Below are 18629 nucleotides of genomic sequence, written 5' to 3'. Positions count from 1 at the left end.
GGAGCCGTGCCGATGTCGACGCCAGCCACCAGCGATCTCGTCTTGCCCGCCGCCGCCAGCCCCGGCGAACGCCCGAAATGGCGCTGGCCGCGCCTCGGCCGGCCGGTCCTGCTGCTCAACCTGCTTGGCATCTTCTCGCTCTACGGGCTTTGGGCGCTGGCGACCGAGTCCGGCTTCGTCTCGCCCCTGTTCTTCCCTTCGCCCTCGATGGTGGCGGCCGAGGCGCAGAGCATCGCCGGCACGGCCGATCTCTGGATGTCGATCGCCGCGTCGTCCCGGCGCGTCTTCATCGGCTTCGGGCTGGCAACGCTTGTCGCCGTGCCGCTTGGCATCCTGATGGGCGCCTGGTGGCCGGCCAAGGCCGTGATCGACCCGCTGATCTCGCTGCTCCGTCCTCTGCCCTCGATCACCTGGATTCCGCTGACGATGCTCTGGCTCGGCATCGGCGAGGGCCAGAAGATCGCGATCGTGTTCATGGGCTCCTGGATCTACATCCTGCTCTACACGGTCGAGAGCACCAAGCGGGTCGATCCGCTGCTGGTGAAGGCCGCACGCAATCTCGGCGCCGGCAATCTCGCCGTGATGCGCGAGGTCGTACTGCCGGGCTCGCTGCCCGGCATCCTGGCCGGACTGAAGGTCAGCCTCGCCATCGCCTGGTCCTGCGTGCTCTCGGCCGAGATGGTCGCGGCCCAGACCGGGCTCGGCGCGCTGATCTGGTCGGCCAAGGACTGGGGCAACATGCCGCTCGTCCTGGTCGGCATGGTCTGCATCTCCGCGACCGTCCTGATCGCCGATCTCCTGGCCAACCGGCTGGAGGCCTGGCTTCTGCCCTGGGAACGCCACCGGCGGCCGAACTGAAGCGAGAGATACGGAAGGGAGACCAGAGATGAACACGATCCTGTCCGCACGCGGCGTCTCGAAGCGCTTCGCCGGCCACCAGGGCGGCGGCGGCGTGCTGGCGCTCGATGCCATCTCGCTCGAGGTCCGCGAGGGCGAATTCCTCTGCTTGCTCGGCGCGTCCGGCTGCGGCAAGTCGACCCTGCTTAATATGTTCGCGGGCTTCGTCGCGCCGAGCGGCGGCGAGATCCGCCTGCGCGACGAGGCGATCACCGGCATCGACCCGCGCTGCGGCATGGTCTTCCAGTCCTATGCGCTCTTTCCCTGGAAGACGGTGCGGGAGAACGTCGCCTTCGGCCCCAAGATGAAGGGCATCGGCCGGGGCGAGCGGCGCGACATCGCCGAACGGTTCCTGGCCATGGTCGGGCTGTCGGGCTTCGCCGGGCATTATCCCGTCGAGCTCTCCGGCGGCATGCAGCAGCGCGTCACGCTGGCGCGCTGTCTCGCCGCCAACCCGGAGGTGATGCTGATGGACGAACCCTTCGCGGCGCTGGACGCGATGACCCGCGAGGTGCTGCAGGGTGAGCTGATGCGCATCCAGGCCCAGAGCGGCAAGACCATTGTCTTCGTGACGCACAACATCGACGAGGCCCTGGTGATGGCCGACCGCATTGTCGTGATGTCGCCGCGTCCCGGCCGCATCGCCGCGGTAATCGACAACGACCTGCCGCGCCCGCGCCACATCGAGGCTCAGTCGCTCCCCGCTTATGCCGCGCTCAAGCGACAGGTCTGGAATCTGATCGCTGGCGACCTTATGGCCCATGCCGCTTGAGCCGATCGTAAGATTGCCTATTCCATAGGCATTTTTTGTTCATTGCATACAATGTGGGATGAAGCGCTCGCCAAAGCGCGTTTTTCCCAAGGGATTTCAATTCACTATCTGCTGGCACGCTACGTGCTTCGGCAGCGCCATGTGCGCCGCCGCTGAACCGTCTTCACGCCCGAGCCCCGTCAGAGCCGCCATGCGCCGCGGCTGCGCTCTCGCGACAGCCGAAAGCGCCGTCTGCGGGCCCGCCTCCGAAGATCCGGCGCGTCACGACATCCGATTGGCAAAACCAGGGGTTTCCGAGTGATGATCACACGCCGCACCGCTATCGCTGCAGGTCTCGCGGCGCCATTCGTGGCGCGAAGCCAGGCGCAAGCCCAGGCCGTCGGCCGGGCCGAAACCCTGCTGCTGGTTCAGGAGTACGGGCCGAACAGCCTCGACATGCAGGGCATCGGCTCCTCGCAGCCCGTCAATGGCGTCGCGTTGAATTGCTATGACCGCCTGCTGCGCTTCAAGCCGGTGCCGATCCCCGGCGGCGGCGGGAACACCATCTCGATGGGCGAGCTCGAAGGCGAATTGGCCGAGAGCTGGCAGGTTGCCTCCGACGGCATGAGCTGCACCTTCAAGCTGCGCGACGCCACCTTCCATTCCGGCCGCAAGGTCACGGCGACCGACGTCAAATGGTCGCTCGACCGCGCCTGCACGATCGGCGGCTTCGCCACGACGCAGATGAATGCCGGCTCGCTGGAAAAACCCGAGCAGTTCGTCGTCGTCGATGAGAAGACGTTTCGCGTCGATTTCATCCGCAAGGACAAGATGACGCTGCCCAACCTCGCGGTCACGATCCCCTTCGTCTTCGACTCCGAGCTCGCCATCAAGAATGGCGGTGGCGACCCCCATGCCAAGGAATGGCTGAAGAACAACATCGCCGGCTCCGGCGCCTACAAGGTCGAGAGCTGGAAGCCCGGTGTGGAGACCATCTACGTCCGCAATGACGACTGGAAATGCGGAAAGCTGCCGCAGCTGCGCCGCATCATCGCGCGCGACATCGCCTCGCCCTCGACCCGCCGGGCCCTGATGGAGCGCGGCGACGCGGATGTCTCGTACGGTTTGCCGCCGAAGGACTTCAAGGACCTGCTCGATGCCGGCAAGGTCAATGTCGTCGGCGTTCCGATCCCCAACGGCGTCTGGGGTTGCTATCTCAACACGCAGGTCGGCCCGTTCAAGGACGTGCGCCTGCGCCAGGCCGTAGCCTGGGTGATGCCCTATGAGAAGATCCTCCAGGCCTCGCTGTTCGGCCGTGGCGTCTCGATGGCGGGCGGGACTGATCCCAAGGTCGCCTGGCCGCAGCCCTTCCCCTACACCTCCGACGTTGCCAAGGCGAAGGCCCTGGTCGATGCGGCCGGCGGCCCGTTCTCGACGACGCTGTATTTCGACGCCGGCAACGCCACCGTTGCCGAGCCGATGGCGGTGCTGATCAAGGAAGCGCTCGCCGCGATCGGGATCACTGTCGAGATCAACAAGGTTCCGGGCGCGAACTTCCGCACCGAGATCGCCAAGAAGACCAATCCGATGGTGCTGAACCGCTTCGCCGGCTGGCTCGACTATCCCGATTACTATCTGTTCTGGACGATGCACGGCAACAACTCGATCTTCAACATCGCCGCCTACCAGAATCCGGCGCTGGACAAGCTCGTCGATGCCGCGCGCTTCGCGCCCGACAAGGCCTCCTACGACGCCAACGTCATCGACTTCGTCAAGCTGGTGGAAAACGAGGTGCCGATGGTGCCGATCAACCAGCCGACCCATGACGTCGCGCTGCAGAAGGCGATTGGCGGCTACCAGTTCCAGCCCTGCCGCGAGCCGGACTTCCGCTACCTGACCAAGGGGTGAGGCGGCACCGTCGCGCCGCGATGCATGATGCTCGGGCGCAGACCCGAGCATCTCCCGCTCAGGATTCTCGGGCCTGCGCTTCGCTCCGCCCGATGATGAGGACGAGGCCGAACGCCACGAAGGAGGCTCTCCCATGCTGCGCATGATCGGCCAGCGTCTGATGACGACGATCCCCTCGGTCATCGGCGTGATCATCGTCACCTTCCTGCTGACGCGGGTGCTGCCGGGCGATACCGCGGCCTATTTCGCAGGCCCTGCCGCATCGCCGCAGGCGATCATCGAGATCCGCTCCAAGCTTGGGCTCGACCAGCCGCTGCCCGTGCAGTTCGTGTCCTATGTCACGGCGCTGGTGAAGGGCGATCTCGGGACCTCGCTGACCACCGGCCAGCCGGTGACGGCCGACCTCGCCGCGCGCCTGCCAGCCTCCGCCGAACTGACGCTGGCCGGGCTGCTGCTCGCCATGGCGGTCGCCTTGCCGCTCGGCATCCTGGCGGCTGTGAAGCAGGGCTCCTGGATCGACCATCTCTGCCGCGTCGTGGCGACCGCGGGCGTCTCGCTGCCGGTGTTCTTCACCGGGCTCCTGCTCGTCTATGTCTTCTATTTTCTACTTGGCTGGTCACCGGCGCCGCTTGGGCGGCTCGACGTCTTCGCCTCCGAGCCGCCGCGCGTGACCGGCCTGCTCCTGATCGACACGTTGTTAGCGCGGGATTTCGAGACCTTCCGGGGCGCTTTCGCTCAGTTGATCCTGCCGGCGGTGACACTCGCCATCTTCTCGCTGGCACCGATCACCCGCATGACGCGGGCCTCGATGCTGGCCGTGCTCGGCGCCGATTTCGTGCGCACCGCCCGCGCCAGCGGCCTGACGAACCGCAAGGTCATCGGCACTTATGCTTTCCGCAACGCCATGCTGCCGGTGGTGACGACGCTCGGCATGGTGTTCTCCTTCCTGCTCGGCGCCAATGTGCTGGTCGAGAAGGTCTTCGCCTGGCCCGGCGTCGGTTCCTATGCGGTCGAGGCGCTGATCGCGTCGGACTACGCACCGATCCAGGGCTTCGTCCTGACCATGGCGATTCTCTACGTCGCCCTGAACCTGATGATCGACGTGCTCTACGGCGTCATCGATCCCCGTGTCAGGCTGGAGGGTTGAAGAGCGTGAACGACATGGCCAAGGTCGAGCCGGCACCCGCCCAGGCAATCCCTGCCGAACCCGCTCCGACGCTGCGCTTCGAGGCGCCGCCTTCCACCAGCCTGTGGGCGCATGCGCGCCATATCGTCGCCGAGAACCCGGTGACGGGGCTCGCCTTCGGGTTGTTCGCGCTGATCCTGCTGGCGGCAATCTTCGGCCCCTCGATCGTCCCCTACGACCCGCTCGCGAGCAACACCAACGCCGCCCTGCAGGCGCCGAGCCGGGCGCACTGGTTCGGCACGGACCAGCTTGGCCGCGACATCTTCAGCCGCGTGGTGGCGGCGACACGGCTCGACTTCTCGATCGCGATCTTCTCGGTGGCGCTGGTCTTCCTGATGGGCGGGCTTGCCGGCGTCATGGCCGGGTTCTACGGCGGCTGGATCGACAAGGTCGTCGGCCGCGTCGCCGACACCATCATGGCCTTCCCGCTTTTCGTGCTGGCGATGGGCATCGTGGCGGCGCTGGGCAACTCGGTCGGCAACATCGTGCTGGCGACCGCGATCATCAATTTCCCGCTCTATGCCCGCGTCGCGCGTGCCGAGGCGAATGTGCGCCGCGATGCCGGCTTCGTGCAGGCGGCGCGACTTTCGGGCAATTCCGACTGGCGGCTGCTCCTCACCCAGATCGTGCCCAACATCATGCCGATCATGGCGGTGCAGATGTCCCTGACCATGGGCTACGCCATCCTGAATGCGGCAGGCCTCTCCTTCATCGGGCTCGGCGTGCGCCCGCCGACCCCGGAATGGGGGATCATGGTGGCCGAGGGCGCGAGCTTCATCGTCTCCGGAGAGTGGTGGATCGCCTTCTTCCCCGGTCTCGCCCTGATGATCGCCGTGTTCTGCTTCAACCTGCTCGGCGACGGCGTGCGCGATCTCGTCGACCCCCAGCGGAGGAACTGACATGACGGCAGTCCCTCTGCTCGAGATCAGGAACCTCACCGTCGAATTCGCCACCCGGCGCGGCGCGGTGCAGGCGGTCAAGTCGATCGATGTCAGCGTCGCCAAAGGCGAGACCGTGGCGATCGTCGGCGAGTCCGGCTCGGGCAAGTCGGTGACGTCCTATGCCGTGGTGCGCATTCTCGATCGCGCCGGCCGCGTCGCCGAAGGCACGATCTCGTTCTCGGGCGTCGATCTCGTCGCGGCCGACGAGGCCCAGATGCGCGATCTGCGCGGGCGCGAGATCTCGATGATCTTCCAGAACCCGCGCGCAGCGCTCAACCCGATCCGCAAGGTCGGCAAGCAGATCGAGGACGTGCTGCTGCAGCATGTCCAGGCGACGCGTGCGACGGCCAAGGAGAAGGCTGTCGAGGCGCTGACCAAGGTCAAGATCGCCCGCCCCGAGGAGCGCTATGACGCCTATCCGTTCGAATTGTCGGGCGGCATGTGCCAGCGTGTCGTGATCGCGCTCGCGCTGGCCTGCCAGCCGCAATTGCTGATCGCCGACGAGCCGACGACGGGCCTCGACGTCACCACGCAGAAGGCGGTGATGGATCTCATCGTCGAGCTGACCCGCGAGCGCGGCATGTCGACGATCCTGATCACGCATGATCTCGGCCTCGCCGCCGCCTATTGCGACAAGGTCGTCGTGATGGAAAAGGGCAAGGTGGTCGAGACCGCGCTGGCCAGCGAGATCTTCCGCAACCCGCAGCATCCCTACACCCGCAGGCTGATGCAGGCGACGCCGCGACTGGGCACGAGCCTCGCAGACTTGCTGCTCGACGCGCCGCAAACCGTGCCCGCCGAAGCCAGGACAGCCGTGACTGAGCCGAAACCGGCGGCCGAGGCCGGTCCCCTGATGCAGGTCGAGAATCTGGTCAAGGAATATCCGCGGGCCGCGACCGGTGCGCTCCTCGCCAAGCTGATGGGCAAGGCCGAGCCGGAAAAGCCGGCCTTCCGCGCCGTCGATGGCATCAGCTTCAGTATCGCCAGGGGCGAGACGCTGGGGCTCGTCGGCGAATCCGGCTGCGGCAAATCGACGACCTCGATGATGGTCACGCGACTGATCGACCCCAGCGGCGGCAAGATCATCTTCGACGGTACCGATATCGGCGCGATTCCCGCCAAGCAGTTCGCCGCGTCGCCGCATCGCCGGCGCATCCAGATGGTGTTCCAGGACCCGACCGACAGCCTCAATCCGCGCTTCACCGCCGAGCGCGCCATCGCCGATCCGATCATGCGGATGGGTGCGGTCAAGGGACGCGATGCCTTGCGTGCGCGCTGCGAGGATCTGGCGAGGCTCGTCGGCCTGCCGGTCGAACTGATCGACCGCTTTCCTCACCAGCTTTCCGGCGGGCAGAAGGCGCGCGTCGGCATTGCGCGCGCGATCGCGCTCGACCCGGATCTGGTTATTCTCGACGAGCCCACGGCCGCGCTCGACGTGTCCGTCCAGGCGGTGGTGCTGAATCTCCTCGAAGAGCTCAAGGGACGGCTCGGCATGAGCTATCTCTTCGTTTCGCACGATCTCAACGTGGTGCGGCTGCTCTGCGACCGGGTGATCGTGATGAAGACGGGCTCGATCGTCGAAGAAGGCACGGCGGAGGAGGTGCTCGGCGATCCCAAGGCGGAATATACGAGGGAATTGCTGACCGCGATTCCGCACCCGCTGCTATAAGCGCGTCCTGCCCGCGATCGCCATCGCGGGATAGTTCTCTGGAGATGCCTGCAGATGAAGATCAACGACCCTGCCGTGCTGGCCGAGGTGGAAGCCGCCTTCGCAGCCTATGAGGCCGCGCTTACCGGCAACGACGTCGCAACGCTGGATGCGATCTTCCGCAAGGCGCCCGAGACCTTGCGCTACGGTGTCGCCGAGAACCTCTACGGCCATGACGAGATCGCCGCCTTCCGCTCGGCGCGCTCGCCGGTCGGGCTCGAACGGACGCTGGAACGCACCGTCATCACGACTTATGGCGACACTGCGGCCACGGCGAACACCATGTTCCGGCGCGACAGCATGGTCGGCAAGGTCGGTCGGCAGAGCCAGACCTGGGTCAAGTTCGCGGAAGGCTGGCGCGTCGTCAGCGCCCATGTCAGCATCATCCCCGAATGAACGGCAGGCGGCGGCGCATTCTTCATGACGCCGTGACCGGCATCGCTCTGCCTGCTATGCAGGCATCGGCAATCCCACCTGCCTTCCGATCCTGATCATGCCGCCGCGCCCTGCCGCCACTTTGGCGATATCCAAACCTGCAGCGCCACCGCGGACGCGGACCGAAGCACTTCGTCTGCAGATCGCCGACGAGATCGTGTCGGGCGCGCTCGAACCGGGAACGCCCCTCGATGAGCAGGAGCTTGCGGCGCGGTTCGGCGTCTCGCGTACTCCGGTGCGCGAAGCGATACGCCAGCTCTCGGCCTCGGGTCTCGTCAGCGTCCGGCCGCATCGCGGCGCGGTCGTGGCCTTGCCCACTCCGACGCAGCTCGACGACATGTTCGAGGCGATGGCCGAGCTTGAGGCGCTCTGTGCGGGACTCGCCGCCCGCAACATGACCGTGCCCGAACGGCGCGGTCTGGAGGAGTTGCATCAGGTGCTGCGCGCGCTCGTCCATGAAGGCGATCCTTTGCGCTATCATGAGACCAACGAGGCTTTTCACGCCGCGATCTACTCGGGCTCGCACAATGGCTACCTTGCCGAACTGACCCTGATGACGCGCGCCCGGGTCGCGCCGTTTCGCAGGGCGCAGTTCCGGGCGGCCGGGCGCCTGGGAGGCTCCTATCAGGAGCACGACCTGATCGTGCAGGCGATTCTGCGGGGCGACCAGTCCGGTGCGGCAGAGGCGATGCGCGCCCATATCGGCATCGTGCGCGACGCTTTCAGGACCTATGCGGGAGCGTCCTGAGGCTTGGCCTGCGCCCCGACGAAAGCCCGCCAGCCGCCGAACTCGGTCACATCGCGCGCAGCCTCGGTCGCGATCTGTTCGCAGAGGAATCCCTTGACCCGCGTGCCGTCGGCCAGCGCCAGCGTGCCGATGCCCAGCGGGGAGGGGATGCCTGCGACGAAGCGACCAAAGCCGTCGGCAGGCAGCGCCCAGACCTCGAGCGCGATGGCTGCCCCGCCTTCGCGGACGCGGATCAGGCCCGGCCGCGCCGGAGGGCCGCCGGGTAAGGCGAAGAGCCGGTAGTCCGCCGTCGTGGTGGTCGCGCGCAGGAATGTCGCGCCAAGCCCGGTCAGCTCGCCATTGAGCGGCATGCCCGACAGATGCGCGCCGACGACCGCAATCTCAATCGTGCCCTGTGAAGCGGCCATCGGAAGATCCGCAAGCGGCGGCATCGGCGCGTCCAAGGCCCCGAGCGTCAAGCCGGAGGCGTGATGGAAGGCGCGGCCGAACGTGGCCAGCGCCGCATCGCGGCCGGACGGCGCGATGAAGGTGACGCCCGCCGCAGTGCCATCCTTCGCCAGGCTCACCGGCACGGCGAGCGCGCACATGTCGAGCAGGTTGACGAAATTGGTGTAGCGGCCGAGCAGCGAGTTCCTGCCGATCGGGTCGGCGGCCATCTCCGCGAGAGTGACCGGTCGCGGCGCCGTCGGCACCATCATCGCGTCGATACCCTTCAGCGCGGCCCTGGCGGCGAGTGCAAGCTCGGCCAGCCGGTATTGCGCCGCGAAGGTCTCGGCCGCATCGGGCAATGGCTTGCCGGCAATCACCTGCCTGATGACGGGCAGGATCGCTTCGGGGTCACGCGTCAGCAGCTCGCGGATCGCGAGGAAGCGTTCGGCCACCCAGGGGCCGTCGTAAAGCAGACGGGCCGTCTCGTAGAATGGCGTCATATCGAGGGGGACGATCGTCGCGCCCAAGGCCTGCGCACGCTCGACCGCCAGCGCGAAGCTGGCGGCTGCCGTCGCATCGCCGTCGAAATCGAGATCGGCGGGTCGCGGGACGGCAATCTTCTGATGCGGCGGCAATGCGCCGGATTGCCCAAGCGCGACAGGCCGGGAGAACGGGTCGGTGGCATCGGCGCCCGAGATCACCTCCAGAACCGCCGTCGCGTCGTCGACCGCCAGTGCAAACACCGAGACGCAGTCGAGCGTGCGGCAGGCCGGCACGACGCCCGTCGTCGAAACCAGGCCGAGGCTCGGCTTGAGCCCGACGAGGTTCTGGAGGCCGGCCGGCACGCGCCCGGAGCCGGCGGTGTCGGTGCCCAGCGCAATCGGGACGATGCCGGAAGCGACCGCGCTGGCGGAGCCGGAGCTGGAACCGCCGGGCACCAGATCGGCCCGCAGCGCATTGCGCGGCGTGCCATGGGGCGAGCGCGTGCCGTTCAGCCCGGTGGCGAACTGGTCGAGATTGGTCTTGCCGATCACGATGGCGCCGGCGGCCCTCAGCCGGGCGACTGCGGCGGCATCCTGCGTCGGTGTGTAGGCGAAGGCCGGGCAGGCGGCAGTGGTCGGCAGGCCAGCGACGTCGATATTGTCCTTGACGGCGACCGGCACGCCCCAGAGCGCACGGCCGCGCGACCCCTCCGCCTGCAGCCGCTCGGCCTCGGCGAGCGCCTCGGCCTCGGGCCGGAGCGCGATGAACATCGCCGGATCGTCGACCGCGCGCAACCGGGCATAGCTCGCGGCGATGGTCTCCGCGAGGTCGCGGCTCCCGTCGAGATGGGCGGAGAGGATGTCGCTCAGGGTCCGCACGGGCAGGCTTTCCATTTGATGGGATGGGTTGGCTGGCTAAAAATTGATCATTTTTTGCGTTATTGCATGCAAGGATTATGCAATAAGCCTTCGCTTGGAGCTCTCCCCGGAAAGGCAGGGCTGTCCGCCGCAGGTCCTGCGGGCGGCCATGATCTTCGGGATCGCAGGTTTTCTTTCCAGATCAGCATCATGAAGCGGTCCGTCCGCCGCCATTGCTCCTTCCGATCGTGGCCGCGCGTTGCGAGCCGGAGCAGGCACAGCCCTTGCAAAGCCCGTTCCGTTCGCTTTGCGGGGAGCGCCGCCTGATGCCAGCCGTCGAGATTGCCGCGAGGCCGAGTGCTCTGCCTGTCGACTTCGCTCGCACGGCCCTGGTTATCATCGACATGCAGCGCGATTTCCTGGAGCCGGGCGGCTTCGGCGCGGTGCTGGGCAACGACGTGTCGCTGCTCGCCAAGGCGGTCGCGCCCTGCCGCCGAATTTTGGAGGGCGCGCGCGCCGCCAGCCTGCTGGTGATCCACACCCGCGAGGGGCACAGGCCCGATCTCTCGGACGCGCCGCCGGCCAAGGTGCAGCGCGGACCGGTGGAGAAGCGCATCGGTGCCGACGGGCCGATGGGGCGCATCCTGATCCGTGGCGAGGCCGGGCACGGCATCGTGCCGGCACTGGCGCCGCTGCCCGGCGAACCCGTGCTCGACAAGCCTGGCAAGGGCGCCTTCTACCAGACCGATCTCGACCTGATCCTGCGCAACCGCGGCATCGAGACGCTGCTGGTCTGCGGCGTCACCACCGAAGTCTGCGTCCATACGACGGTGCGCGAGGCGAACGACCGGGGCTATCGCTGCCTCGTTCTGGGCGATGCCTGCGCCTCGTATTTCCCCGAGTTCCACGAGGTGGGCCTGCGCATGATCACGGCCCAGGGCGGCATCTTCGGCTGGGTCTCGACGACCGGCGAGGTGCTGACGGCGCTCGCCCGGACGATGAAGGCGGCGTGAACCACGGCTGAAAAACGGGGACCGGAGGGTACGATGGCGGCGACTGCGACGACAGGCTCTTCACCGAAGCTCTGGACGCCGGGCGACTGGAACGCCCTGTTCGGCTTCGGCCCCCATATCCTCGTCAACCTGCTGACCACCGAGCCGCATGGCAAGCTGGAGCCCGCCGAATGAACGACGCCAAGCCGGCCTTCGATGCGGCGCGCCATTGCGATGCGATGGCGCCCGCGCTCGGTCTGACGATCACCGAGGATCAGCGCCCGGCGGTGCTGCAATTCCTGACCATCGCCGAGGCCATGGCGGCGATCGTCTTCCGCGCTCCGCTCGACGAGGCGGCCTTCGAACCGGCCGGCGTGTTCCGTGCCGGGCGTTCCGGCGGCGGAGAACCCGCGTGAGTTTCGACGCCTTCGCTCCGACCCATCGTATCGCCACCGATATCCGAGAGGGCGCGATCAGCGCGAAGGAGGTCGTCGGCGGCTTTCTCCAGCGCATCCACGAACTCAACCCGGCTCTCAACGCCTTTACCGACGTCACAGCCGAGCGCGCCCTCGCGCAGGCTTCAGCCATCGACGCCCGCCGCGCCGCGGGCAAAACGCTCGGGCCGCTCGCCGGCGTGCCTTTCGCTGCCAAGAACCTGTTCGACATCACGGGTCTGCCGACCCGGGCCGGCTCGAAGATCAACCGCGCACGCTTGCCCTCTGAACGCGATGCGGTGTTGATCGAGCGCCTGACCCAGGCCGATGCGATCCTGCTCGGCGGTCTCAACATGGGCGAATACGCCTATGATTTCACCGGCGAGAACGCCCATGACGGTCCCTGCCGCAACCCTCACGACCTCGCCTGCATGGCGGGGGGATCTTCATCAGGCTCGGGTGCTGCGACGGCCGCGGGGTTGGCGCCCATCTCGCTCGGCTCCGATACCAATGGCTCGATCCGCGTGCCGAGCTCGTTCTGTGGCGTCTTTGGACTGAAGCCGACCTATGGCCGGTTGCCGCGCACGCGCAGCTTTCCATTCTGCGACTCGCTCGACCATCTCGGCCCTTTCGCCCGCGACGTGACCGACCTCGCGATGGCCTATGACCTGATGCAAGGCCACGACGCGCATGATCCGGCCTGTGCGGTCCGGACGATCGAGCCAACGCTGCCGACGCTGAAGGACGGCGTCTCCGGCCTGCGCATCGCGATCGCCGGAGGGTATTTCGCGACGGATGCGATGCCGGAAGCGCAGGCCGCCGTCACCGCGGTCGCCCGGGCGCTCGGCGCAATGCGCGTGATCGATGTCGCCGGAGCGGGCATCGCGCGTGCGGCCGCTTTCCTGATCACGAATGGCGAGAGTTCGGCCTTCCATCTCCAGCGGCTGCAGCAGCGCGCCGATGATTTCGACCCCGAGACGCGCGACCGCTTCCTGGCCGGCGCGCTGCAGCCGACGGCCTGGTATCTCCAGGCGCAGCGGGCGCGGCGCTGGTTCCACGACGAGATGATGCGGCTGTTCGAGACCGTCGACCTGATCATCGCGCCGGCGACCCCCTGCACCGCGCCGGAACTCGGCCAGAAGACCATGGTGCTGCAGGGCAACACGGTGCCGCTCAGGCCCCATATCGGATTGTTCACGCAGCCGATCTCCTGCGTCGGGCTGCCGGTGGCGGCCGTGCCCGTCTTCGGGGGCTTATTGCCGATCGGCGTTCAGCTCATCGCGGCGCCCTGGCGCGAGGATATTTGCCTGCGCGCAGCCTATGCCGTCGCCCGCGCTCAGGTCGCTTCCGCCCAGCCTCCGCGGCTGGACCATGATTGAATCGCCTGCGCAAGGGATGATCTGACGGCAGCGGATTTTGCAACGGGTGCTTTTGGGCTGTGAAGTCCTGATTGGGGCGCCTCCGGGTTGAGGCGAGACGCGTCAATGGCCGCCCATGACGAGGCCTTGGCCCCCATCCGGCAGAACAGGCTTTGAAACCGCGCCCTTCCGTGCAGAAATTGCGCTCGCGCCCGGATCGTCGCGCGTCCTGCCGGACGCGGTAACGGTGGTCCATGTATCTGTTATCGCATCGGATTCTTTCGAGACGTGGATTCCGGTTCTCGGTCCGATGCGATAGCGCTGTCGACGAGATGTTTGCGGAGTAGCCCGTGAGAAATCCTTACGAGGTTCTGGGTGTCGCCCCGACGGCTTCGGCCGCCGAGATTCAGAGCGCCTATCGCAAGCTGGCGAAAAAGCTGCACCCGGACCTCAACCCCGGCGACAAGGCGGCGGAGGATAAGTTCAAGGAGGTGGCGAGTGCGAACGACCTGCTGAGCGACGCCGACAAGCGCAAGCGCTTCGACGCCGGCGAGATCGACGCCTCCGGGGCGGAACGGCCGCAGCAGCACTTCTACCGGGATTTCGCGACCTCGGACCAGGGCAATCCTTATGCCGATGCGTCGGGCTTCGCCGATTTCATCGACGAGGACGATGCCTTCGCCGAGCTTCTGCGGCGCAGCCAGCGGGCGCGGGCGAACCGCCGCGGGCAGGATCTGCACTACCATCTGGCCGTCGACTTCGCGGACTCGATCACCGGCGCGACCAAGCGGCTGAATCTGCCGGATGGCAGCACGATCGACGTGACGATCCCGCCGGGTCTCGTCGACGGCCAGACGCTGCGGCTCAAGGGCAAGGGCGCGCCCGGCACTGGCAAGGGCGGGCCGGGCGACGCCCTGATCGAGGTCGAGGTCAGGCCTGACCGGCGCTTCACCCGCGAGGGTGACGACATCACGCTGGAGCTGCCGATTTCGCTGACGGAGGCGGTTCTCGGTGGGCAGGTGCGGGTGCCGACGCCGACGGGCGACGTGACGATGTCGGTGCCGAAGGGCTCGAATACCGGGACGAAGCTGCGCCTGCGCGGCAAGGGCGCGCCACGGCGCGGCGGCGGCCAGGGCGACCAGTTCGTCACGCTCAAGGTGGTCCTGCCGAAATCGCCGGGGCCGGAACTGGAGGCGTTCGTGTCGAGCTGGAAGGACAGGGATTACGATCCGCGCGAGGCGAGGGCGTGATGAGGATGACCAAGCAGGAGTTCCTGACCTCCTCGGGGCTGCAGGTTCAGGTGCTGGAGTTCTGGCTGGAGCAGCGCTGGCTCCTCCCGGAGGAGGCCGAGGCCGGGATGTTCTTCAGCGAGACCGATGTGGCGCGCGCGCACTTCATCCGGCAGCTCAAGGACGATCTCGGCGCCAATGATGCGGGCATCGACGTGATCCTGCATCTCGTCGACCAAGTCCATGGCCTGCGGCGCGTCCTTGTCGAGCTGCGCGAGGGCATGAAGGGGCGGCAGGACTAGCGGGATGGCAGGCACCCACCCGTGCCAGGCGGTGCGGGCGCCGAAAGCTGGCGGCCGGGATGGAACAGAGCTGCAGGACAGGCGGTTATGGCCCTTGTCCGTCGTGGCGCGCCGATTGGCCTGAGCGGGGACAGACTTCAACCCAGAAGGACGCTCGAGATGAACGACAAGGTCAGGGAGAACATGGATGTCATCGGCGCGGACGGCGTCCATGTCGGGACGGTCGATCGCGTCGAGGCGCAACGCATCAAGCTCAAGAAGAGCGATGCTTACGGCCGGCATGAGGGCCACCATCACTATATCGAGCTCGGTTTCGTTGCCGGTGTCGAAGGCAACAAGGTCCGCCTCTCCGCCAATGCGGATATCGCCGTGACGCTGGAAGAAGAAGCGACGGGAAAACCGGTCGATCTGTGACGGGCGCCGGCCGCGACCGCAAGCCGGCTGCGGCCGCCGCACTTTGGGAGGATCGGGAGCGATGCAGCAATACGACCTCTACATCAATGCCGGGAAGCCCGCGATCGGCCTCTATGTCGCCAGCGGCGCGAAACTTCCGGATTCGCCGATCCGAAGGAATGGATCTTCGACGGAACTGCCGCCGCGGACCTGCTCCCGCCGAGCGTGATCGAGGGCGTGGCCAGCGCCGGCCATGCTTTCCGCGACATGGATTGAGACCTGCCGGGAGCGACGCGGCCCCGACCTTCCGCGCCAGGGCAAGGTCGGCACGCTGCCGACGCTCTTCCCATAAGCGCCGCTCCGCGCAATCATCGGCAAGACCATCCGGGCGACCGGGGTTGTTTCGCGTAAGGTTGTCGAGCGGGTCTTCCATGGATTTGAGCGTGCCATCCGTGATCTCGCAGCCGGTCGTGGCAGCCCTGACGCGTTCCGCGATGTTCCTGGTGGTGACGATCAATCCCGGCAGCGGGCCCGAGGAGACGGTGCGGGGGCTGTGCGCCGATCTGTCCGCGCTGCTGCGGGCCGTCGGCTTCCGGGATCTCGAGGGCAACCTGTCCTGCGTCATGGCCTTCGGCTCGCAGGCCTGGGACCGGCTGTTCGACGGGCCAAGGCCGAAGGAGCTGCATCCTTTCCGGGAAATCCGCGGCGTGCATCACGCCGTCTCGACACCCGGCGACATCCTGTTCCACATCCGCGCGACCAAGCGGATGGATCTGTGCTTCGAGCTGGCGCGGCAGATCATGCTCCGGCTCGATGGCGCGGTCACGGCGATCGACGAAGTCCATGGCTTCAACTATTTCGACGATCGCGACCTGATCGGCTTCGTCGACGGCACCGAGAACCCGGCCGGGCCGGACGCGCTCAAGGCTGCCATCATCGGCGACGAGGACGCCGATTTCGCCGGCGGCAGCTATGTCATCGTGCAGAAATACCTGCATGACCTGGCGGGCTGGGAAAAGGTACCGGTCGAGCAGCAGGAGAACATCGTCGGCCGCTACAAGCTCTCCGACATCGAGCAGGCCGACACGGTCAAGAAGCCCTATGCCCACAACGTCCTGACCAGCATCACCGAGGATGGCGAGCCGGTCGACATCCTCCGAGACAACATGCCCTTCGGCAAAGTCGGAACGGCCGAATTCGGGACCTATTTCATCGGCTACTGCCGCACGCCGCGCCGGATCGAGCGCATGCTGGAGAACATGTTCATCGGGTCGCCGCCCGGCAATTACGACCGGCTGCTCGACTTCAGCCGCGCGGTCACCGGCTCGCTGTTCTTCGTGCCGACGGCGAGCTTTCTCGATGCCGTCACGGCGGAGAAGCCCGAGGCCGAACTGGCCGCTCCCGAACCGGTTCCGGCGCCCGCTCCATCCAGACCATCCGGCGACGGCTCGCTCGGCATCGGCTCCCTGAAGGAAGAGGCAGGCCATGAATAATCTGCACCGGGACCTCGCGCCCATCTCCGATGCCGCCTGGGCTGAGATCGGGGACGAGGCCTCGCGCACGCTGAAGCGCTATCTGGCGGCGCGGCGCGTCGTCGACGTGGACGGGCCTAAGGGAACGGCTTACGCCGCTGTCGGGACCGGGCATACGCGCCCGATCGAGGCGCCGGGTGAGGGCATCCGCTCCCTGCTGCGCGAGGCGCAGCCGCTGGTCGAACTGCGCGTTCCCTTCACGCTGACGCGACAGGCGATCGACGATGTCGAGCGCGGCTCGGAGGATTCCGACTGGCAGCCGCTGAAGGATGCGGCCAGGACGATCGCCTTCGCCGAGGACCGCGCCGTCTTCGAAGGCTATGCCGCGGCCGGGATCGGCGGCATCCGCGCCGGCAGCAGCAATGCCGCGGTACCGCTGCCGGCTGATCTCGACGACTATCCGGAGGCGGTCGCCAGGGCGCTGAGCGACCTCAAGCTTGCCGGCTGCAACGGTCCCTATGCACTGGTGCTCGGCGGCGAGGCCTATCGGGCGGCGAGCGGCGGCAACGAGGAGGGCTACCCGATCTTCCACCATCTCGAGCGCATCGTCGATGGCGGGGTGATCTGGGCGCCGGCGATCGAGGGCGGTTTCCTGCTCACCACCCGCGGCGGCGATTTCGCACTCGACATCGGCCAGGACCTCTCGATCGGTTATCTCAGCCACTCCGCGACCACGGTCGAGCTTTATCTCCAGGAGAGCTTCACCTTCCGCATGCTCACCTCGGAGGCCGCCGTCGCGCTTGCGCCGGCCCAGCGATGACAGCCGCCGCGGACCATCATGTCGTCATCGTCGGGGCCGGCTTCGGGGGCCTCGAAGCAGCACGCCATCTTGCGCCAACCGGCCTGCGCATCACGGTGATCGACCGGCGCAATCACCATCTCTTCCAGCCGCTGCTCTATCAGGTCGCGACGGCCTCGCTGCCGACCTCCGAGATCGCCTGGCCCGCCCGCTCGCTGCTGCGCCGATACAAGAACGTCACCACGCTGCTGGGCACCGTCGTCGGGATCGATAAGGCCGGGAAGACGGTGCTGCTGGAGGGCGAGCAGCCGATCGCCTTCGATACGCTGATCGTCGCAACGGGCGCCCGCCACGCCTATTTCGGCCGCGACGAATGGGAGCCCTACGCGCCGGGCCTGAAGACGCTGGAGGATGCGACACGAATTCGCCGCCGTATTCTGTCGGCCTTCGAGCAGGCCGAATGGGAGCCGGACGAGGCTGCCCGCGCGCCTTTCCTCACCTTCGCGATCATCGGCGCGGGGCCGACCGGGGTGGAGCTCGCCGGCACCATCGCGGAGCTGGCGCATGACACCTTGCGCGGCGATTTCCGCAATTTCGACACGCGCAGCGCCCGCGTCGTGCTGATCGAAGCCGGCCCGCGCATCCTGGCGGGCTTCACGCCCGATCTTTCGGCTTATGCGGAGCGGGCGCTTGCGCGCCTCGGCGTCGAGATCAGGCTCGGTCATCCGGTCTCCCAATGCGGGCCGGACGGTGTCGAGCTCGGCGGCGAGTTCCTCGCCGCCAAAACGATCCTCTGGGCGGCCGGCGTGGCAGCGTCGCCCGCGGCCGAGTGGCTCGGGGCGCCGGCGGACCGGGCAGGACGGGTGCGCGTCGAGCCCGATCTGTCCGTGCCGGGAGATCCGGCGATCTTCGTGATCGGCGACACGGCTGCCGTGGAAGGGGCGGATGGCAAGCCGGTTCCAGGCGTCGCTCCGGCCGCGAAACAGGAGGGCGGCTATGTCGCTGGCGTGATCAAGGCGCGGCTCGCCGGCAAGGCGCCGCCGCCGCCCTTCGCCTACAAGAACGCCGGGAACCTCGCCACGATCGGCAAACGGGCGGCGATCGTCGATTTCGGCTGGATCAAGCTCAGGGGCCGCCTGGCCTGGTGGATCTGGGGCGTCGCCCACATCTTCTTCCTGATCGGCCTGCGCAACCGCATCGCCGTGTCGCTCAACTGGCTGTGGATCTACTTCACCGGCCACCGCAGCGCCCGGCTCATCACGCAAGGCAATACGGGCACGCCGCGACAAACCGAGTGACGTGAGCGG

The 18629-nt window shown here is 67.3% G+C and carries 19 protein-coding genes; 18 read left to right on the top strand and 1 reads right to left on the bottom strand.

Annotated features, from left to right (window positions below):
- Window positions 1-12: 12 nt before the first annotated feature.
- The 8 genes from GY40_RS04490 to GY40_RS04455 all read left to right on the top strand — a co-directional run bounded on the left by GY40_RS04490 (window position 13) and on the right by GY40_RS04455 (window position 8574).
- Window positions 13-858 carry an ABC transporter permease gene (locus tag GY40_RS04490; RefSeq protein ID WP_081925135.1) on the top strand — a complete coding sequence of 282 codons (846 nt, stop codon included), beginning with the start codon at window positions 13-15 and terminating at the stop codon, window positions 856-858.
- A gap of 28 nt (window positions 859-886) precedes the next feature.
- Entirely contained in the window at window positions 887-1669 is a 783-nt protein-coding gene (locus GY40_RS04485) for an ABC transporter ATP-binding protein (RefSeq protein ID WP_038358988.1), read from the top strand.
- A 300-nt stretch (window positions 1670-1969) separates the two neighbouring features.
- Window positions 1970-3556, top strand: coding sequence for an ABC transporter substrate-binding protein (locus tag GY40_RS04480; protein WP_038358986.1), 1587 nt, complete (start codon window positions 1970-1972; stop codon window positions 3554-3556).
- A 133-nt stretch (window positions 3557-3689) separates the two neighbouring features.
- The gene (locus GY40_RS04475; protein WP_038358984.1) at window positions 3690-4703 is read left to right on the top strand and encodes an ABC transporter permease; all 1014 of its coding nucleotides are present in this window, start codon (window positions 3690-3692) and stop codon (window positions 4701-4703) included.
- A 14-nt stretch (window positions 4704-4717) separates the two neighbouring features.
- Window positions 4718-5641 carry an ABC transporter permease gene (locus tag GY40_RS04470; RefSeq protein ID WP_038360062.1) on the top strand — a complete coding sequence of 308 codons (924 nt, stop codon included), beginning with the start codon at window positions 4718-4720 and terminating at the stop codon, window positions 5639-5641.
- A 1-nt stretch (window position 5642) separates the two neighbouring features.
- A complete protein-coding gene (locus tag GY40_RS04465) occupies window positions 5643-7352 on the top strand; it encodes a dipeptide ABC transporter ATP-binding protein (RefSeq protein WP_038358981.1) in 1710 nt (569 codons plus the stop codon).
- A 54-nt stretch (window positions 7353-7406) separates the two neighbouring features.
- Window positions 7407-7787 (top strand): oxalurate catabolism protein HpxZ, encoded by a 381-nt coding sequence (hpxZ, locus tag GY40_RS04460; RefSeq protein WP_038358979.1) that lies wholly within the window; start codon window positions 7407-7409, stop codon window positions 7785-7787.
- A gap of 97 nt (window positions 7788-7884) precedes the next feature.
- Entirely contained in the window at window positions 7885-8574 is a 690-nt protein-coding gene (locus GY40_RS04455) for a GntR family transcriptional regulator (RefSeq protein WP_038358977.1), read from the top strand.
- On the opposite strand, the gene atzF is transcribed toward GY40_RS04455, so the two are convergent.
- A complete protein-coding gene (gene atzF / locus GY40_RS04450) occupies window positions 8556-10364 on the bottom strand; it encodes an allophanate hydrolase (protein WP_248311087.1) in 1809 nt (602 codons plus the stop codon). The two genes, GY40_RS04455 and atzF, sit on opposite strands and share 19 nt — an antisense overlap.
- A gap of 305 nt (window positions 10365-10669) precedes the next feature.
- On the opposite strand from atzF, the gene GY40_RS04445 reads away from it, so the two are divergent.
- The 10 genes from GY40_RS04445 (at window position 10670) to GY40_RS04400 (ending at window position 18620) form a co-directional block, all read left to right on the top strand.
- Complete coding sequence (locus GY40_RS04445) at window positions 10670-11356, top strand: cysteine hydrolase family protein (RefSeq protein WP_038358972.1); 687 nt, start codon at window positions 10670-10672, stop codon at window positions 11354-11356.
- Window positions 11357-11389: 33 nt separating this feature from the next.
- Window positions 11390-11530 carry a hypothetical protein gene (locus GY40_RS27455; protein ID WP_156115864.1) on the top strand — a complete coding sequence of 47 codons (141 nt, stop codon included), beginning with the start codon at window positions 11390-11392 and terminating at the stop codon, window positions 11528-11530.
- Window positions 11527-11751, top strand: a complete 225-nt coding sequence (locus GY40_RS04440) for a DUF4089 domain-containing protein (protein WP_038358969.1) — start codon at window positions 11527-11529, stop codon at window positions 11749-11751. The genes GY40_RS27455 and GY40_RS04440 overlap by 4 nt, the downstream gene beginning before the upstream one ends.
- Window positions 11752-11780: 29 nt before the next feature.
- Window positions 11781-13148 (top strand): AtzE family amidohydrolase, encoded by a 1368-nt coding sequence (locus GY40_RS04435; protein WP_282568278.1) that lies wholly within the window; start codon window positions 11781-11783, stop codon window positions 13146-13148.
- Window positions 13149-13477: 329 nt separating this feature from the next.
- A complete protein-coding gene (locus GY40_RS04430) occupies window positions 13478-14377 on the top strand; it encodes a DnaJ C-terminal domain-containing protein (RefSeq protein WP_038358965.1) in 900 nt (299 codons plus the stop codon).
- Window positions 14377-14658 (top strand): chaperone modulator CbpM, encoded by a 282-nt coding sequence (locus tag GY40_RS04425; RefSeq protein WP_318652236.1) that lies wholly within the window; start codon window positions 14377-14379, stop codon window positions 14656-14658. Before GY40_RS04430 ends, GY40_RS04425 begins: the two co-directional genes overlap by 1 nt.
- Window positions 14659-14817: 159 nt before the next feature.
- Entirely contained in the window at window positions 14818-15072 is a 255-nt protein-coding gene (locus tag GY40_RS04420) for a DUF2171 domain-containing protein (protein ID WP_038358963.1), read from the top strand.
- A gap of 410 nt (window positions 15073-15482) precedes the next feature.
- Window positions 15483-16544: a Dyp-type peroxidase gene (locus tag GY40_RS04410; protein WP_081925133.1), complete on the top strand. Its 1062-nt coding sequence runs from the start codon at window positions 15483-15485 to the stop codon at window positions 16542-16544.
- Complete coding sequence (locus tag GY40_RS04405) at window positions 16537-17343, top strand: family 1 encapsulin nanocompartment shell protein (protein ID WP_038358960.1); 807 nt, start codon at window positions 16537-16539, stop codon at window positions 17341-17343. Before GY40_RS04410 ends, GY40_RS04405 begins: the two co-directional genes overlap by 8 nt.
- Entirely contained in the window at window positions 17340-18620 is a 1281-nt protein-coding gene (locus tag GY40_RS04400; RefSeq protein WP_038358958.1) for an NAD(P)/FAD-dependent oxidoreductase, read from the top strand. Before GY40_RS04405 ends, GY40_RS04400 begins: the two co-directional genes overlap by 4 nt.
- Window positions 18621-18629: the final 9 nt, after the last annotated feature.

Source organism: Allobosea sp. UNC402CLCol, from assembly GCF_000745475.1.
In the GTDB taxonomy this organism is placed as follows: domain Bacteria; phylum Pseudomonadota; class Alphaproteobacteria; order Rhizobiales; family Beijerinckiaceae; genus Allobosea; species Allobosea spartocytisi.
The sequence above is the reverse complement of the archived record's forward strand: the minus strand, read 5'-3'. Positions and strand labels throughout refer to the sequence as shown.

Bases quoted from the DNA above. Each gene is read 5' to 3' on its own strand.
- GY40_RS04410 (WP_081925133.1), top strand. From the start codon at position 15,483: ATGGATTTGAGCGTGCCATCCGTGATCTCGCAGCCGGTCGTGGCAGCC.
- GY40_RS04425 (WP_318652236.1), top strand. From the start codon at position 14,377: ATGAGGATGACCAAGCAGGAGTTCCTGACCTCCTCGGGGCTGCAGGTT.
- GY40_RS04445 (WP_038358972.1), top strand. From the start codon at position 10,670: ATGCCAGCCGTCGAGATTGCCGCGAGGCCGAGTGCTCTGCCTGTCGAC.
- GY40_RS04400 (WP_038358958.1), top strand. From the start codon at position 17,340: ATGACAGCCGCCGCGGACCATCATGTCGTCATCGTCGGGGCCGGCTTC.
- GY40_RS04480 (WP_038358986.1), top strand. From the start codon at position 1,970: ATGATCACACGCCGCACCGCTATCGCTGCAGGTCTCGCGGCGCCATTC.
- GY40_RS04455 (WP_038358977.1), top strand. From the start codon at position 7,885: ATGCCGCCGCGCCCTGCCGCCACTTTGGCGATATCCAAACCTGCAGCG.
- GY40_RS04490 (WP_081925135.1), top strand. From the start codon at position 13: ATGTCGACGCCAGCCACCAGCGATCTCGTCTTGCCCGCCGCCGCCAGC.
- GY40_RS04470 (WP_038360062.1), top strand. From the start codon at position 4,718: ATGGCCAAGGTCGAGCCGGCACCCGCCCAGGCAATCCCTGCCGAACCC.
- hpxZ (WP_038358979.1), top strand. From the start codon at position 7,407: ATGAAGATCAACGACCCTGCCGTGCTGGCCGAGGTGGAAGCCGCCTTC.
- GY40_RS04465 (WP_038358981.1), top strand. From the start codon at position 5,643: ATGACGGCAGTCCCTCTGCTCGAGATCAGGAACCTCACCGTCGAATTC.
- GY40_RS04485 (WP_038358988.1), top strand. From the start codon at position 887: ATGAACACGATCCTGTCCGCACGCGGCGTCTCGAAGCGCTTCGCCGGC.
- GY40_RS04475 (WP_038358984.1), top strand. From the start codon at position 3,690: ATGCTGCGCATGATCGGCCAGCGTCTGATGACGACGATCCCCTCGGTC.
- GY40_RS04440 (WP_038358969.1), top strand. From the start codon at position 11,527: ATGAACGACGCCAAGCCGGCCTTCGATGCGGCGCGCCATTGCGATGCG.
- GY40_RS04405 (WP_038358960.1), top strand. From the start codon at position 16,537: ATGAATAATCTGCACCGGGACCTCGCGCCCATCTCCGATGCCGCCTGG.
- GY40_RS27455 (WP_156115864.1), top strand. From the start codon at position 11,390: ATGGCGGCGACTGCGACGACAGGCTCTTCACCGAAGCTCTGGACGCCG.
- GY40_RS04420 (WP_038358963.1), top strand. From the start codon at position 14,818: ATGAACGACAAGGTCAGGGAGAACATGGATGTCATCGGCGCGGACGGC.